Genomic DNA, 15,406 nt, shown 5'->3' on the forward strand with positions numbered 1-15,406 from the left:
AGCGAATACAAAAGTGATAAGATGGAAGCGTGAAAGGAAGCGCTTCCATTTTGTTTTTATTCACGAACTTGAAGGGGGTTTACGCATTGAAAAAGTTACTCTCCATTCTGCTGGCCAGTGCCGTTGTATTGTCCGCCTGCTCCACGGGAGCCAAAGATTCGGGCTCGGGAGGCGAAGGCGCCGCCGCGAACACCAAGGAAATCACCGTATGGGCCTGGGACCCGGCATTTAATATCGCCGCGATGAACGTAGCCAAAGAAACCTACGCGAACATCAATCCTGACGTAAAAATCAACATCGTAGAGAACGCTCAGGCGGATATCGTCCAAAAGCTCAACACGGGCCTCAATTCCGGATCGACCAAAGGGCTTCCCAACATTGTGCTGATTGAGGATTATCGGGCGCAAAGCTTCTTGCAAGCGTATCCCGACGCTTTCCATGACCTGACGGATGTCGTGAAGGCCGCGGATTTCGCGGATTATAAAATCGGACCGACCAGTGTCGACGGCAAACAATACGGCGTTCCGTTCGACTCCGGGGTCACCGGGATGTACGTGCGGACGGATTATCTGGAGCAAGCCGGATACAAGCTGGAGGACCTGAAGGATATCGATTGGAAGAAGTATATTGAAATCGGCAAAGCCGTGAAGGAGAAGACCGGCAAAAGCATGATCACGCTCGATCCGAACGACCTGGGGCTAATCCGCATGATGATTCAGTCCGCGGGTTCCTGGTATACGGCCGAGGACGGACAGAAACCGACGATCGCGGATAACGCGGCGCTGAAGGAAGCCTTTGCTCTGTATAAAGAAATGATGGACGCCGGTATTGTAAAAGTGAACTCCGACTGGAGCCAGTTTGTAGGTTTTATAAACAGCGGCGAGGTTGCGACGGTTCCGACGGGGAACTGGATCACGCCGTCCATCAAAGCCGAAGCTTCCCAATCCGGCAAATGGGCGGTCGCTCCGATTCCGAAGCTTGGCGAGACGCAGGGTTCCGTACATGCGTCCAACCTGGGCGGCAGTTCCTGGTACGTGCTGAATATGGACGGTAAAGAGGCGGCGGCCGAATTCCTGGCGAAGACCTTCGCCTCCAATGTGGAAATGTATCAAACGCTGAACTCGAAAATCGGGGTCATCGGTACGCTGAAAGCGGCGGCAAGCGGCGAAGCCTACGCGGCCGCGGACGAATTTTTCCAGGGGCAAAAAGTGGTTTCCGATTTTGCGGCATGGACCGAGCAAATTCCGAATGTCAATTACGGGATGAACACGTACGCGATTGAAGATATCCTGGTCGTGGCCATGCAGAACTACCTGGGCGGCAAGGACTTGGATACGGTACTGAAGGATGCTCAAGCCCAGGCGGATACCCAGATCCAATAACAACCTGTTTCAAAAAACTCCCAGCCGCCCTTCTCCGAATAAAGCCGAGGCTTCTTGGAAAAGGGCGGGGGAACATCCTCCGGGGAAACGAAGGAAAAGGTTAAACATAGAAGGGTGTGGAGCGATGTGAAAACGGTCGGTACCGAAATAAACCCGCGGCCCCGCGGCGGCTACAACGCCCGGAGGCGGACGAGTCAGACGGGATGGTTGTTCGTCCTGATCCCGGTTCTTATGATCAGCATTTTTTACTTTTATCCGATGGTTCAAGCCTTTATCCTGTCCTTAAAATCCGGGAGAGGCAGTAATTTGAGCTTCGTGGGCGCCGACAATTATATCCGGCTGTTCAGTGACGCGAATTTCATTACGGCCGTAAAAAACACGTTCATTTATTTGATCGTCCAGGTTCCGATCATGCTGGTACTGGCGATTTTTATCGCCGTCCTGCTCAACGACGACCGACTGAAATTCAAAGGTTTTTTCCGTACGGCGATCTTTCTGCCCACCGTGACGTCGCTGGTCGCTTACTCGGTCGTGTTTAAATACATGTTCGGCCCCGACGGCATCGTCAACAAATTTTTGCTGAACCTGCATCTGATTCAGGATCCGATCCAATGGATCACCGACCCGTTCTGGGCCAAAGTTACCATCATTATTGCGATTACCTGGCGTTTTACCGGCTATAATATGATCTTTTACCTGTCTTCTTTGCAAAATATCGATAAATCCGTGTATGAAGCGGCGAGGATCGATGGAGCGGGGGCCATTACTCAATTTTTCAAAATCACGATTCCTCTCTTGAAGCCGATCATTTTGTTTACGACAATCACATCGACAATCGGAACGCTGCAGCTCTTTGACGAGGTGGTCAACATCACGAAGGGCGGTCCCGGCAACGCGACCATGTCGATTTCCCAGTATATTTACAATCTGTCCTTCGAATACACGCCGGATTTCGGCTATGCGGCAACCGTCTCCTATTCGATCGTCTTGATGGTGGTGATTTTGACGATGCTGCAGAACAAAATTGGAGGCGATAAACGATGAACCGAACCAAACGTGGATTTACGTACCTCTTTCTGGGAATCGCCGCTCTGATTTCCGTTTTTCCGTTTATCTGGATGGTGGTCAGCGCCACGAACCCTTCCGTTGAAGTGACGAAAGGTACGTTGATCCCCGGCTCGCATTTGCTGGAGAACTTGAAAAATCTGTTCAGCACCGTGGATATGTGGGGGGCCCTGTGGAATTCCGCGAAAATTTCCATTGTAACGACCGTGCTGTCCCTGCTGGTCGCTTCGGCGGCCGGCTACGGGTTTGAAATGTACCGCAGCCGCAGCAAGGACATCGTATTTAATATTCTGCTGGCTTCCATGATGATTCCGTTTGCCGCGATTATGGTGCCGCTGTTCCGGATGTTCGCCAAGCTGTCTTCGGTCGTGCCTTTTCTGGGGATCGATACGGCGGCGTCCGTCATCCTGCCGACGTTTACGACCGCGTTTCTGATTTTCTTTTTCCGGCAGAGCACGAAGATGTTTCCCAAGGATATGATGGAGGCCGGGCGAATCGACGGTCTGTCCGAACTCGGCCTGTTTCTCCGCATCTATATGCCGACGATGAAATCGACTTACGCGGCCGCGGCGATCATCACCTTTTTGAGCAGTTGGAACAATTACCTGTGGCCGCTCATCGTCCTGCAATCGCCGGAGAATATGACCGTACCGCTGCTGATCTCCAACCTGGGCTCCGGTTACGCGCCCGACTACGGGCTGATCATGTCCGCGATCGTCATTACAACGCTGCCTACGGCCATCGTCTTCTTCGTCATGCAGAAGCAATTTGTCGCGGGAATGACAGGCTCCGTGAAATAAAAGATCGATTCATTCACCCATATCCCTATCCCGGGCTTCGCCGGGTTAAGCGGGGACCGTTCCGAACAGACTTTGTTTGGGGCGGTCTTTGTCGATTTTTCTCCTTTGTTTCGGAAGGAGCCAGGAGGTACAATTAAAGCTATGAACCCATAGATAGAGTAAGCAGGGGCTAAGGAACGGGGAGGAGAAGAGGATGGCGGAATGGTTTGAGGAAAGTTTTGGCGAAGACTATTTGCTCGTTTACAAACACCGGGATGTGCAAGGCGCTAAGCGGGAAGTACATAAAATGACGTCCTGGCTGGGACTGCCCAAAGGGGCCAAGGTGCTGGATCTGTGCTGCGGAATGGGGCGGCATTCGCTGGCTCTCGCCGAATCGGGCTTCGAGGTGACGGGGGTCGATTTGTCCGAGGTGCTGCTCCGGGAAGCGCGCAGGAACGATCCGGAAGGCAGAGTGGCCTGGCTGCGGGCGGATATGAGGAAATTGCCGCTGGACGGCGGATATGACGCGGTCGTCAACCTGTTCAGCTCGTTCGGATATTTTGAACGGGACGAGGAGCACGTCAAGGTGCTTCGGGAAATCCACAGGATGCTGAAGCCGCAGGGACGGTTTATCATCGACTTTTTGAACCCGGCATATACGGCGGCTCATTTGGTACCCGTTTCGCAGCGGGTCGATGACGGTCAGCGCATTGACGAACAGCGGGCGATTGAGCAGGGCTATGTAAAAAAATGGATTACCATTACGAATGAAGCGAATCCCGGGGAAGCGCCCCGGCGTTATGTGGAGCGGATCAAGCTGTATTCGCGGGAGACTTTCGAGGCGATGCTGGTCGAGGCGGGGCTTGTGCTGGAGCAAGTGCACGGCGGCTACGACGAGGAGCGCTACGATCCCGAGCGGTCGCCCCGCATGATCATGGTGGGGAGGCGTCCATGATTCAAGCGGTCGATTTTGAAAGATTTGACGAAGAGGACCTGGTCCGGCTCCGAATTCCGATGGCTCCGCCGCTCCGTTGGGTCAACAGTTACCTTCTTCGCGGACCGGAAGGCGTGGCGATCGTGGATCCCGGTCCCCGGTCGGAGGCATCGGAAGCCGTATGGGAGGCGGCATGGGACACCCTCGGGGTGTCCCCCGATGAAGTCGTGTCCATCGTACTGACCCACCACCATCCGGATCACTACGGTTTGGCCGGGTACCTGCAATCGCTCACCGGAGCCGAAGTCTATATGTCCGAGCGGGCCTATGAGGAGACGGGGCGGATGTGGGGATCGGGCAGCACGATGAACGAAGCGCTGCCGAGCCTTTACCGGCGGCACGGGATGCCGGAGGAATGGAGCGGGCAGCTCCCGGCCCATCTGCGGAGCTTTTTTGCGCAGGTGACGCCGCCGCCTTCCGTCCGTTTTCTGAAGGAAGGCGATCGGCTGGTCATGGGCGGACGGCGCTGGATGGCGATCGAGACCGGAGGGCATGCCCCGGGGCATCTGTCGCTTTACGAAGAAGAACGCAGGCTGATCCTGTGCGGGGATGCCGTGCTGCCGCAAATTTCGCCCAATGTAAGCCTGCTGCCGGGCAGTGATCCGCAGCCGCTGCAGACCTTCATGGCTTCCCTGGCCAAACTACGGGCGGTGGAGGTGGCCAAGGCGTTCCCCGGCCACCGGAATCCGTTCCCCCATTTCGCGGAACGGTGTGCCGCGCTGATCGCCCATCACGAGGAGCGACTCGCCATGATCGAAGCGCTGCTGGCCCGCGGGGAGATGAGCGGCTTTGAAGTCTGCGCCGCCCTGTTTGGGACGGACCTCGGCATTCACCAGATGCGCTTCGCCATGTCGGAGGCGCTGGCGCATCTGGTGGAGCTGGTCCGTCGGGGCCGGGCGGTCGAAGAAGCCGCCGACCTGGACGGAACCGTGGCATACCGGCTCGCGTAACATTTTAAAGGGAGAATATCCCGTTAATTGGCGAAAAAAAGGCTGTCCCGCCCTTCATCTTGAACGAGAGGGGCGGGACAGCCTTTTACGCATGTTTAACGGACGATGTCCTGGCCGAGCGTCTCTTCGCCTTGCTCCATCTCCCGTTCCGTCTGCTTGCGGTGGGCGATCCGGCTGCTGGCGGAGGCCGCTACCGCGCCGACGATATCGTCCAGGAACGTGTTGCAAGGGCCGAGCGTTTTGTCGTTCAGGCGCTCCAAAACCCCCGGCTTTAACTTGTCCACATAGCCGTAGTTCGTAAAGCCGATGCTTCCATAAACATTCACGATGGAAAAGGCGAGGATTTCGTCCACGCCGTACAAGCCCTCATCGTTGGCGATCATATCCTGAAGCTCGGGGATCAGCAGACCTTGCTCGCTGAGAATGTCCAGTTGGATTCCCGTGAGCACCGCGTTTTGGACCTCCCGTTTTTTAAGCACTTGCTCGACATTATGAATGCATTCTTCCATGGTCAGATTCGGATAATACTTTTTTTGAAGCAGCATCACCAATTCGGCGATTTCCTCGATTTTGACGCCCCTTTTCTCCAGCCACATTTTCGTGGCGTCGGCCACCTTTTTACTGTTCAGACTGTAAGGCGCTTTTGCTTTTCTTGGTTCGATGTCCATATCCTTCACCTACTCCTCGCAATTTTCAAAGTGCCTGCCTTAGGATTCCCGTCAAAGACACATAGCTATGATGCAGTCTGTCCACCTTCCCGAAAAATTAGTTATTTTCCGAAAGAGGGCTCGTATACATAGTAATAGAGGTTGTTCAAAAAGTCATCTTTTCGGGCAATCCCAGAACAGGTCAGTTGAGGAGGAAACCCGGTTATGATCTCAAACCGCCATTTACGAAAAACCGCCGTGGCCGGCGTGTTGGCCATTCCGCTGGTGCTTGGGGGCTGCAGTTTGTTCGGGACAGGCTCTTCGGCGCAAATCGATCCGCCCCCGAGCGAGATGGAAATGCAGATGTTGAAGTCACTGGAAACCGCGAATCGGTCCGCTGCGGAAACCGAGGAATCGTTGTCCACCGTTTATTTGCAGAACGAGCAGGGGTTGCTGGCGCCCGTCTCTCTCCATTTGCCCAAAGGCAAAGGCGATGCTGCCGATAAGCTGAACCGGATGCTGGAGATGCTCGTAACCGACGGAGCTTATGAGGGCATGCTGCCGGCCGGATTTAAAGGAGTGCTTCCGCAGGGAACCCAGGTCCAGGCCGTCACGTTGAAAAAAGACGAGAAGCTGGCGGTCGTGGAATTTAACAAATCGTTCGGGAACTATGCCGCCGAGGACGAACGCAAAATCGTGGAGGCGGTCACCCGGACGCTTGTGGACGATCCCGACATCGACAAGGTCCAGCTTTGGATGGATGGAGCCAAACTCAACGAAATGCCCGTCAACGGTTTTCCGCTGGATCGGCCGCTGACCCGCAGCGTCGGGATCAACCTGCAGTTGGGTGAGGGAACGAGCCTTTCGCAAAAGCGACCGGTCACGGTCTTTTTCTCGGCGTCGAACCCCGACGGGGAGCCGTATTTCGTTCCGGTGACCCGGTTTGTCGATGCGGACAGCAATCCGGTGACGGGGGCGCTGGGCGAACTGATCAAGGGTCCGGCCCGCGGGGACGGCCTGGAGCGCGTTCTTACGGACAATTCGGTCCTGAAAGCCGTGGAGCTGTCTGAGGATGGGGTGATTACCGTCTCCCTCGAGGACGATATGTTCGAGCCGGGCGAGAAGCTGCCCGCCCAGATGCTGCAATCGGTGGTGCTGACGGTGACGGAGAACGCGCCGGACAAAAAGGTGCGAATCTGGCTGAACGGGCAAAAGGACGTCGTCGGCATGGACAACCAGAAATACGGGGAGCCGGTCCTGCGCCCCGAACGCATCAATGAAATCCCGTTGTAAAAGCGGGTTTGGGGAGTAAGGGGACCCGCGGAAAGCGGGTCTTTTTCCGCCTGCTCGGCGACATCGGGATTTGGGCGGCGGGAGGAATGGAATGATGCTTTTATGCCCACACTTTGGTAGAATAGGGAAAGTCATTATAAAGACAGCATGAAACGTAGGAGGCAATCAGAATGAGAATAAACGGGCGTGGAGCGGATGAGCGGCGGCCGATGAAATTGACCGTGGACATCAACAAATATGCGGAAGGCTCCGTCTATATCGAGGTCGGCGACACGAAAGTCATGTGCACGGCCACGGTCGAGGAGAAGGTGCCGATGTTTATGAAGGGACAGGGCAAAGGCTGGGTGACCGCCGAGTACGCCATGCTTCCGAGGGCGACGAATACGCGGAACCAGCGCGAATCGGCCCGGGGCAAGCTCAGCGGCCGAACGATGGAAATCCAGCGTCTCATCGGCCGGGCGCTGCGGTCGGTCGTCGATCTGCAGGCGCTTGGCGAACGGTCCATCACGGTCGACTGCGACGTGATCCAGGCGGATGGAGGAACGCGGACGACGTCCATCACCGGCGCTTTTATCGCACTCGCTTACGCGGTAAACAAGCTTGCGGTCAAGCACTCCCTGCCCGTATTTCCGATAACGGATTATTTGGCGTCCGTGAGCGTCGGCGTCGTGGGCGAACAGATGCTGCTTGATCTGAACTATGAAGAGGATTCGAAAGCCAAGGTCGATATGAACGTCGTCATGACGGGGCAAGGACAGTTCGTCGAGGTCCAGGGAACGGGCGAGGAGAAGCCTTTCTCGAGACAGGAGCTGGACGGGTTGCTGCAGCTTGCGGAGAAAGGAATCCGGGAGATGATCGAGCAGCAGCGCGAAGCTTTGGGACCGATCGGCTTAAAAATATCCGGCGGCGAAACGGGGGCAAATGCATGAGCAACCGAGAGGATTCCGTGATTATCGTCGCTACCCGCAATCAGGGGAAGGTGCGCGAGTTCGCGCATGCGCTGAAGTTTTTGGGCAAGCCGGTACACAGCATGTACGACTACCCGCAGGTCCCGGAAATCGTTGAGGACGGCGAGACTTTTGCGGAGAATGCCAGGAAGAAGGCCAAGACCGCCGGGGATTTGCTCGGGCACCCCGTCCTTGCGGACGATTCCGGTCTCTGCGTCGATAAACTGAACGGGGAGCCCGGCGTCTATTCCGCCAGATACGCGGGGGAGGGCGCTGCGGATGAAGAAAACAACCGCAAGCTGCTCGCGGAACTCGAGAAGCTGCAGCAGGGCGAAGATACGGAGCAGCCGCTGCTGAGCACCGCCCGGTTCGTCTGCCATTTGGCGCTGTATGACCCGGCGACGGGGGAATTTACCGAAGCCTCCGGCACCGTGGAAGGCTGGATCACCTCGGAGCCGGCGGGGGGCGGCGGCTTCGGTTATGATCCGCTGTTTTACCTGCCGTCGTACGAGAAGACGCTCGCCGAGCTGACCCTGGAAGAGAAGCAGGCGGTCAGCCACCGGGGAGCGGCGCTGCGAGAACTGGCGGAGAAGCTGGAGCAAACCGTGCACAAGCTATAGAAAAATTAGAAAGCCGCATTCCGCGCTTGTTCGCAGGGAATGCGGCTTCTTTGGTTGAAGTTGCATGGCGGCCTAGCGGATGGCCACCTTGTAGGTGGTCAGCCAGTGGTTGACCTGAGCCAGGTAGGCAAAGAGCTGCGGCCCGGACATCAACTGGCCGAACCAGGGCAGGTGGGACGAAGACTCCGGAGAAGCGGCGATTTCGCGGATCCGGTCCGCATCGATCAGCGGCAGGATGGGCGAGGCGGGGTTATCCAGAATTTCGAGCATCTGTCCCCGCACCGCCTCCAGATAGGCCGGATGATGCGTTTTGGGGTAGGGGCTTTTTTTGCGGTAGAGGACATCGTCCGGAAGAACTCCTTCCAGCGCCTTGCGCAAAATCCCTTTCTCCCGGCCGCCCGTCGTTTTCATCTCCCAGGGGATATTCCAAACGTACTGAACGAGACGGTGATCGCAATAAGGCACGCGCACTTCCAATCCGGCCGCCATGCTCATTCGGTCCTTGCGGTCCAACAGGGTCGGCATGAACCGGGTGATATTCAGATACGACATCGTGCGCATGCGGGCCTGTTCCGGGGTTTCCCCGTTCAGTTGAGGCACCTCTTCCAAGGCCTCGCTGTACCGGTCCGCGACGTACCGCTCCGGGGCGATCCAATCGCGGATTTCCGGCGAGAGGAGGCCGGCGCGCAGCCCGGTGGCGATCGACCACGGAAACGTGCCGGAGCCGAGCAATTCCTCCCGGTGGAACCACGGATATCCGCCGAACACTTCATCGGCGGCCTCCCCGGAAATGGCGACGGTGGCGCCCTTTTTGATCTCCCGGCAGAACAGGAGGAGGGAGGCGTCCACATCGGCCATCCCTGGCAGGTCCCGGGCCTGGGTGGAGTCCGGCAGCGCGCCGACAAGCTCGGGGGTATCAAACGAGATCCAGTGATGCTCCGTGCCGAGCTCCTCGACCATCCGTTTGATCCAGGGGGTGTCGGCCCCCGGCTGAAAGCTGTGGGCCTGAAAATACTTGTCGTTATCGGTGTAGTCCACCGAATACGTATGCACCTGACCCTGCCCGGTCCGCCGGTAATAATCGACGGCCAGCGCGGTCAGGGCGCTGGAATCGAGACCGCCGGAGAGCAGGGTGCAGACCGGAACGTCCGAGATGAGCTGACGTTCCATCGTATCCTGCAGCAGGCTGCGGATCTCGCCTGCGGTCGCTTCCACGGAATCCGTGTGCGGCTCGGCCTCCAGCTTCCAGTAAGCGTACGTACGGAGCCCGGACCGGTTGTAGATCATGACCTGGCCGGGCCGCAGCTCGTTCATGTCGCGATAGACCCCATGCCCCGGCGTTCGAGCCGGCCCGATGACGAAGATTTCCGCCAGTCCTTCCGGCCCGACGACGGCTTCCATCTTCGGATGCTTGAGGATCGACTTGGGCTCGGAGGCAAAGATCAACGTCCCGTCAAGCTCGCTGTAAAACAGCGGTTTGACGCCGAGCCGGTCGCGGGCGAAACAAACGTGCTGTCTTACGCTATCCCAGACCGCGAAAGCGAAGATGCCGTTCAGCCGGTAAACGCAATCCGGCCCCCACTCGATGTAGGATTGGAGCAGTACCTCCGTATCGCAGTTTGTCCGGAATGAACGACCCCTGCGGCGAAGTTCGTCTTTTAGTTCGGGGGCGTTGTAGATCTCCCCGTTATATACGATGCTGTAAACGGCATCTTCCTCCTGAATCACCATCGGCTGAGCGCCGTTTTCGGGATCCATGACGCTCAGCCGCCGATGCCCGAAAGCGCAGGGCCCGGATATCCAGGTCCCTTGGGCGTCCGGCCCTCTTTTTTCCAAACAGGATGTCATCGACAGCACCAGGTCCAGCTCTGCCGTCAAATCTCGATTCCATTCGATAAAACCCGTGATTCCGCACATGGTGGTTTCTCCTCTCTATGATCGCTTACGTTCCCATTTTGGGCCGGCTGAAAAGTACTAACAAATTATGCCTACCCGGGGCATAAAATGTCTGTCCTTAAAGGAAAACTATGAGCAAACGGGGGATTTCCCCGGGGCCAGGAGGTAGGCGATGGAGAAAAAAACATACTATGTATCCCTGCAAGGCCGGTCCTTGCTGGAGGATCAGGGCGCGACGGGTTATGAGTGGGAGATCCGCGCGACCCCGGAAGAAGCTGACACGATACGTCATATGTTGGAGCAAATTGATGAAAAAGAAGTGAGCACCTTTTTTGCCTACACGTATCCTTGGCCGGATAGTCCCGAGGAGGACGTGAACGCCAGCTACCAAAGCCAAGTGGATGAACTTTATCGGCAGATTTACAAGCTGGGTACCGAGGAAACGCGTGAACAGTTACACCGCTCCCTCCGGATTTCTCCCGGGATGGTGGAGAGCGAGGAGGTTTAGGGATGTACTACATCAAGGATGCCGTATTCCGGCGGATCACCGAAGTTGAAGGAACGCCTTGCGGGGAAATCCTGGTCCGCCCGGGGGCGGTGGACGACCCCGATCTTTTTGTGTACGTGGCTCGTTCGTCCGGCGGACAGGGCGGGGAGTACGAAATCGTGCGCATGATCCAGAGCGATGCCGACCTCGAAACAGACTGGTACGACAACAATATGCACCAGGCGTTTGAGGAGGTGGCCGAGCAGGATTTTTGCCGCGAGGGCTGGCCGTCTCCCGAGCGGCAGCGGGCCGAGTTTCTGCAGCGCCTGCTGGCGGACCGCGCGATCAAGGAACGGCTTGACGACGGACTATCGCCGTCCATTTCGGGGGAGTGACGGCCCAAAATTGTCATAAGGCCAAATAACCCCTTTGAAAAATAGAAAGGATGCGTTATAATAAATAACGCATCCTTTTTACATAACTTTGTGTCCCAGTAGCTCAGCTGGATAGAGCAACGGCCTTCTAAGCCGTCGGTCGGGGGTTCGAATCCCTCCTGGGACGTATAGGAAACCAGTCCATGATATGGACTGGTTTCTTTCGTCCCAAGGGATGAGAACCCCCAGTGGGGTTCGTCGGAGCGAGACCACCCGCGGATTAGCGGGGGAGGGGCGAGCGGAGTCTCGCGCGGAAGCGCGAGTACCCCTCCTGGGACGTATAGGAAACCAGTCCATGATATGGACTGGTTTCTTTCGTCCCAAGGGATGAGAACCCCAGTAGGAGTTCGTCGGAGCGAGACCACCCGCGGATTAGCGGGGGAGGGGCGAGCGGAGTCTCGCGCGGGAGCGCGACTGTGTAGAATTCCACCCAAAGTAGATATAAAGCGGCACTGTCTGCAACCAGTCTACACACTCCACAAATTAACGGGAAAACCTCCCGTTAATTTTCCACTATTGTCCCTTAGATTCGATTTAGCTGGAAAAATTCCAGCTATTTTGCGACCTAACCGCCGATATATGCGATTTCAGCCGAATTAGCGGGAGTTTTTCCCGTTAATCCACCTCTGCAGCCGTATAGGCACCCAATTAACGGGAGGAATTCCCGTTAATTTGATCCCCGTCCCCTCCCCATCCCCCTCAGCGCGTATATCGCCATCCTCTACTACCTCATCCGAATCAATGAGATCAACTTAGTTACTCCGACTAACTTTCTATAGTTCAAACTTATAGAGAAATCGGATTATGTGGTGAAATGCCCTAAATCCGTTTTTTATCGTAGGAAATTGTGATAGTATTTCCCATATACTAAACGTTTAGTATTAAACGATTACTATAAAAGTTATTAGAGGAGGTAACAATCATGACCCGTACCATGGTATTGGGACTTTTAAAAGCCAACGGTCCGATGTCGGGGTATGAAATTCAGCAGATGATGGAATCTTCCCAGACCGATTTGTGGGCTTACGTGAAGCCGGCATCCATTTACCATGCTCTAAAAAGACTGCAGGAGGAAGGGAAAGTGGTGTTGGAAAAGGTCGAAAAAACCGGGATGAGGACCAAATCCATCTTTAAAATTACCCAGGACGGGGTTTTAGAATTGAGCCGCTTATTGAAGACTTCTTTTTCCAACTCATCCGTTATGTTCCCCGCATCCCTGTACACGGCTTTGACATTTATGGAGAACCTGGAAGAGGACCAAATCGTGGAAGCTCTGGAAGAGCAGAAAACGCAAACTTTAAAGGTATACGCCAGCATGAAATCGGGATACGAGAAAAAGCGGAATGTACCGGGAGAAATAACTCCGAAAATCGATGTTATTTTTCATAATATTTATGACCAATGCGAGCTTCAGCTTAAATGCATCGATGAAATACTGGGGATTTTAGGGAGAGGGGTGTGAGCTTCATGGATTCCAACCCCCTTAAAAAATCCGTTCTGTTGGTTGTGATCGTGGCTATATTTGCGGATATGTTAATGTACGGTATCATCGTTCCGTTTCTGCCGCTCCATGCCGAATCGCTGGGTGCCTCGCAATCGGAAATCGGCTTGCTTTTTGCCAGTTATGCCATCGCTTTATTTATAGCGACGCCATTCGTCGGGGCTCTGGCAGACCGGTTAGGCCGAAAAAAGATGCTGGTGGCCGGGCTGATTGTGCTGTCGGCGACAACTTTGGTTTATGCGTTTTCTTCGAGTTTTTGGGTTCTGGTCCTGGCGCGGGCCATGCAGGGAGTAGCGGCGGCGGCGCCGTGGACGGCGGGACTTTCCTTGCTCGCCGAGGTTTTCCCTGCAAATGAGCGCGGCCGAGCGATGGGCATCGCTATGTCGGGCCAGGCGGGGGGAATTCTGCTCGGTCCGCCGGCCGGGGGCTGGCTGTATGAATGGGGCGGCTACCGTCTTCCGTTTTTGATCGCGGCGGGAATCGCTCTTTTGGCTGCGACCATCAGCGTTGTGCTTCTGCGTCATTTGAACGATACCAAAGCGGACAAATTTATTTCCCCCTTCCGTTTGCTGCGGAGTAAGCGAGTAATAGTGATCGCTGGCGTGGCTACGGTGGGAGCCGCTTTGTTTGCAAGTATAGAGCCGACGCTGCCGATTCATTTTAATGAGGACCTGCACTTGTCCCCCTCCATGATCGGTCTGATGTTTGTGGTAGTCACCTTGATTTACGGTGCGGCTGCTCCTTGGATCGGTTCATTATCTACCCGGCTGGGGCATCTTGCAACGATCCGGATGGGGATTGTCATGGCGGCGGTCGCATTGCCGCTAAATGCTCTTCCCACGCAAATTTGGGTGCAAATTATCGGGTTGATCGGCCTGGGAATCAGTTTGGGATTGGTGTTGACACCCGCGCTTCCGAAGCTTGCCGACATCTCGCAGGAAATAGGGGTCTCTTCCCAAGGCGCTACATTTGCGGCATATAACACGGCCTACTCGCTTGGCATGATGCTCGGTCCCCTTCTGGCGAGTGCATTGACGGATCGTTTCGGGCTTACGGCGGCATATACGACCTTGAGTGTCTTGTTTCTAATTTATTTGCTCCCTCTCCGCAAGCTAAAGGCCTAACATGTTAGCGAACCATCAGAACTGGCACGGTCTGTCGGATTTGAAAGTCCGTGGACCTGTCGTGGAATATCCGGGGGATCTGATGATCCCGGTAGAGCGAGCGTCTTTTCCCACAAATTGCCCCTATTGCGGGAGCGGGGAGCCTTTACATAAACACGGGTGTAGGGAGCAAGTGGTGTTGGACCTGCCTGTAAAGCAAAAACATGTTAGTTTGCTAATTTTGAGGAGACGGTACAAGTGCAGAAATTGCGCCGCTGTATTTTGGGAGGAACTTTCTGAAGTGGACCGCAAAAGGAGGATGACCAAACGGCTCGTTAAGATGATCAGAGACTTGCTAATCGCCGATTATACTTATGTAGGAATTGCGAATTTGATTGGGGTTCATGAGAAGACGGTTCGGAACATTCATAAGGATTGCAGCAAGGGGACGGGTTTCAAGGAATGTGCCAAGGGAAACTGCGATGCGGAAAGACACCGGTAAAAATATCCGAATAGTTTATGACATAAGGGCAACTTCAAACCTTAAAGGTTGGACAATGAACGAAGCACCCCGTTTAACGAAGTGTTTCGTTTACAATATACCCCCAGCCGGTATGATGCAAACTACAAAAAAACACCTCCCGCTTGAGTTTCTTGGCTCAAATAGTCAGTGTGTTTATATGCTGGTATTCAATTTATAAAATATTCAAAGTCTTTATGGAGCGGGTGAAGGGAATCGAACCCTCGCCTCAAGCTTGGGAAGCTGGCGTTCTACCATTGAACTACACCCGCAAAAGCTAAGCAAGGAATATTATAACGCGAACCCGGACAAAGATCAAGTCATCGACTTGTTGGCTCGTGGTTTTCCATTCACTTGACGACGATTCTGCGGGCGGCCGCCATTCCTCTTAACTCGACGTTCAGCTTCTCTTTCTCTTCATCACTAAGATGCAGGCATATTCCATAGTGGATGATCTGCGGTTCAAGCTCCTTTTGCCAACGAATTTCCCCTGTAAAGGCATAAGAGTTTTCATTGAGACGTACATGCAGGAGAAGTCTTATGTTGTGCGAAAAAGCGCGAAGGTTTAGCGCGGTCCGGATTCGACAACCCGATTTGCTGATGTCGACCAATTCGATGGGTGCGGGTTTGGTCGGTAACGGGCTTCCGTTGATTTCAACAATTTCGATCCAAGCATCGAGCGGCGGATTAAAGGAATAGCGAAACGGTTCAGTCCTTCGATTAATCATAAATACCTCCTGCACGGCAAAGTAGTTACGATTATAGCGGAAGATCGTGACGAAAGACAT

16 protein-coding genes and 2 tRNA genes are annotated in these 15,406 nt (G+C 55.0%); 14 read left to right on the top strand and 4 right to left on the bottom strand.

Going from position 1 to position 15,406, the window contains the following annotated elements:
- The first annotated feature begins 86 nt into the window (after window positions 1–86).
- From FRY98_RS24835 to FRY98_RS24855, 5 genes are all read left to right on the top strand, one after another.
- Window positions 87–1,382 carry an ABC transporter substrate-binding protein gene (locus FRY98_RS24835; RefSeq protein WP_148457195.1) on the top strand — a complete coding sequence of 432 codons (1,296 nt, stop codon included), beginning with the start codon at window positions 87–89 and terminating at the stop codon, window positions 1,380–1,382.
- Between the two features lie 231 nt (window positions 1,383–1,613).
- A complete protein-coding gene (locus tag FRY98_RS24840) occupies window positions 1,614–2,426 on the top strand; it encodes a carbohydrate ABC transporter permease (protein WP_225040498.1) in 813 nt (270 codons plus the stop codon).
- Complete coding sequence (locus tag FRY98_RS24845; RefSeq protein ID WP_148457197.1) at window positions 2,423–3,247, top strand: carbohydrate ABC transporter permease; 825 nt, start codon at window positions 2,423–2,425, stop codon at window positions 3,245–3,247. Before FRY98_RS24840 ends, FRY98_RS24845 begins: the two co-directional genes overlap by 4 nt.
- Before the next feature lie 193 nt (window positions 3,248–3,440).
- Window positions 3,441–4,181 carry a class I SAM-dependent methyltransferase gene (locus tag FRY98_RS24850; RefSeq protein ID WP_148457199.1) on the top strand — a complete coding sequence of 247 codons (741 nt, stop codon included), beginning with the start codon at window positions 3,441–3,443 and terminating at the stop codon, window positions 4,179–4,181.
- On the top strand, window positions 4,178–5,170 hold the full coding sequence (locus FRY98_RS24855; RefSeq protein ID WP_148457201.1) for an MBL fold metallo-hydrolase: 993 nt from the start codon (window positions 4,178–4,180) through the stop codon (window positions 5,168–5,170). Before FRY98_RS24850 ends, FRY98_RS24855 begins: the two co-directional genes overlap by 4 nt.
- A 95-nt stretch (window positions 5,171–5,265) precedes the next feature.
- On the opposite strand, the gene FRY98_RS24860 is transcribed toward FRY98_RS24855, so the two are convergent.
- Window positions 5,266–5,838 carry a phosphatidylglycerophosphatase A family protein gene (locus FRY98_RS24860; RefSeq protein ID WP_148457204.1) on the bottom strand — a complete coding sequence of 191 codons (573 nt, stop codon included), beginning with the start codon at window positions 5,836–5,838 and terminating at the stop codon, window positions 5,266–5,268.
- A 204-nt stretch (window positions 5,839–6,042) separates the two neighbouring features.
- Here FRY98_RS24860 and FRY98_RS24865 point away from each other — a divergent pair, with 204 nt between their 5' ends.
- The 3 genes from FRY98_RS24865 to FRY98_RS24875 all read left to right on the top strand — a co-directional run bounded on the left by FRY98_RS24865 (window position 6,043) and on the right by FRY98_RS24875 (window position 8,677).
- Entirely contained in the window at window positions 6,043–7,110 is a 1,068-nt protein-coding gene (locus FRY98_RS24865; protein WP_148457206.1) for a GerMN domain-containing protein, read from the top strand.
- 170 nt (window positions 7,111–7,280) lie between these two features.
- Window positions 7,281–8,039, top strand: coding sequence for a ribonuclease PH (rph, locus tag FRY98_RS24870; protein WP_148457208.1), 759 nt, complete (start codon window positions 7,281–7,283; stop codon window positions 8,037–8,039).
- Window positions 8,036–8,677 (top strand): XTP/dITP diphosphatase, encoded by a 642-nt coding sequence (locus FRY98_RS24875; protein WP_148457210.1) that lies wholly within the window; start codon window positions 8,036–8,038, stop codon window positions 8,675–8,677. The genes rph and FRY98_RS24875 overlap by 4 nt, the downstream gene beginning before the upstream one ends.
- 72 nt (window positions 8,678–8,749) lie before the next feature.
- Here FRY98_RS24875 and asnB read toward each other — a convergent pair whose 3' ends face one another.
- Window positions 8,750–10,594, bottom strand: coding sequence for an asparagine synthase (glutamine-hydrolyzing) (asnB, locus tag FRY98_RS24880; protein ID WP_148457212.1), 1,845 nt, complete (start codon window positions 10,592–10,594; stop codon window positions 8,750–8,752).
- A gap of 151 nt (window positions 10,595–10,745) precedes the next feature.
- Here asnB and FRY98_RS24885 point away from each other — a divergent pair, with 151 nt between their 5' ends.
- The 6 genes from FRY98_RS24885 (at window position 10,746) to FRY98_RS29240 (ending at window position 14,600) form a co-directional block, all read left to right on the top strand.
- Window positions 10,746–11,081, top strand: coding sequence for a hypothetical protein (locus tag FRY98_RS24885; RefSeq protein ID WP_148457214.1), 336 nt, complete (start codon window positions 10,746–10,748; stop codon window positions 11,079–11,081).
- A 2-nt stretch (window positions 11,082–11,083) separates the two neighbouring features.
- Window positions 11,084–11,455, top strand: a complete 372-nt coding sequence (locus FRY98_RS24890; RefSeq protein ID WP_148457216.1) for a hypothetical protein — start codon at window positions 11,084–11,086, stop codon at window positions 11,453–11,455.
- Window positions 11,456–11,547: 92 nt separating this feature from the next.
- Window positions 11,548–11,621: transfer RNA gene (locus FRY98_RS24895), tRNA-Arg, on the top strand.
- Between the two features lie 795 nt (window positions 11,622–12,416).
- Complete coding sequence (locus tag FRY98_RS24900) at window positions 12,417–12,956, top strand: PadR family transcriptional regulator (protein WP_148457218.1); 540 nt, start codon at window positions 12,417–12,419, stop codon at window positions 12,954–12,956.
- Window positions 12,957–12,961: 5 nt separating this feature from the next.
- Window positions 12,962–14,119, top strand: coding sequence for an MFS transporter (locus FRY98_RS24905; RefSeq protein ID WP_148457220.1), 1,158 nt, complete (start codon window positions 12,962–12,964; stop codon window positions 14,117–14,119).
- A gap of 82 nt (window positions 14,120–14,201) precedes the next feature.
- A complete protein-coding gene (locus tag FRY98_RS29240) occupies window positions 14,202–14,600 on the top strand; it encodes a transposase family protein (protein WP_276508728.1) in 399 nt (132 codons plus the stop codon).
- Window positions 14,601–14,816: 216 nt separating this feature from the next.
- Here FRY98_RS29240 and FRY98_RS24915 read toward each other — a convergent pair.
- Together FRY98_RS24915 and FRY98_RS24920 are read right to left on the bottom strand one after the other, a co-directional pair.
- A tRNA-Gly gene (locus tag FRY98_RS24915) sits at window positions 14,817–14,890 on the bottom strand.
- 78 nt (window positions 14,891–14,968) lie between these two features.
- Window positions 14,969–15,346, bottom strand: coding sequence for a PilZ domain-containing protein (locus tag FRY98_RS24920; protein ID WP_170287182.1), 378 nt, complete (start codon window positions 15,344–15,346; stop codon window positions 14,969–14,971).
- Between the last annotated feature and the right edge of the window lie 60 nt (window positions 15,347–15,406).

Source organism: Paenibacillus faecis (assembly GCF_008084145.1).
GTDB lineage: Bacteria > Bacillota > Bacilli > Paenibacillales > Paenibacillaceae > Fontibacillus > Fontibacillus faecis.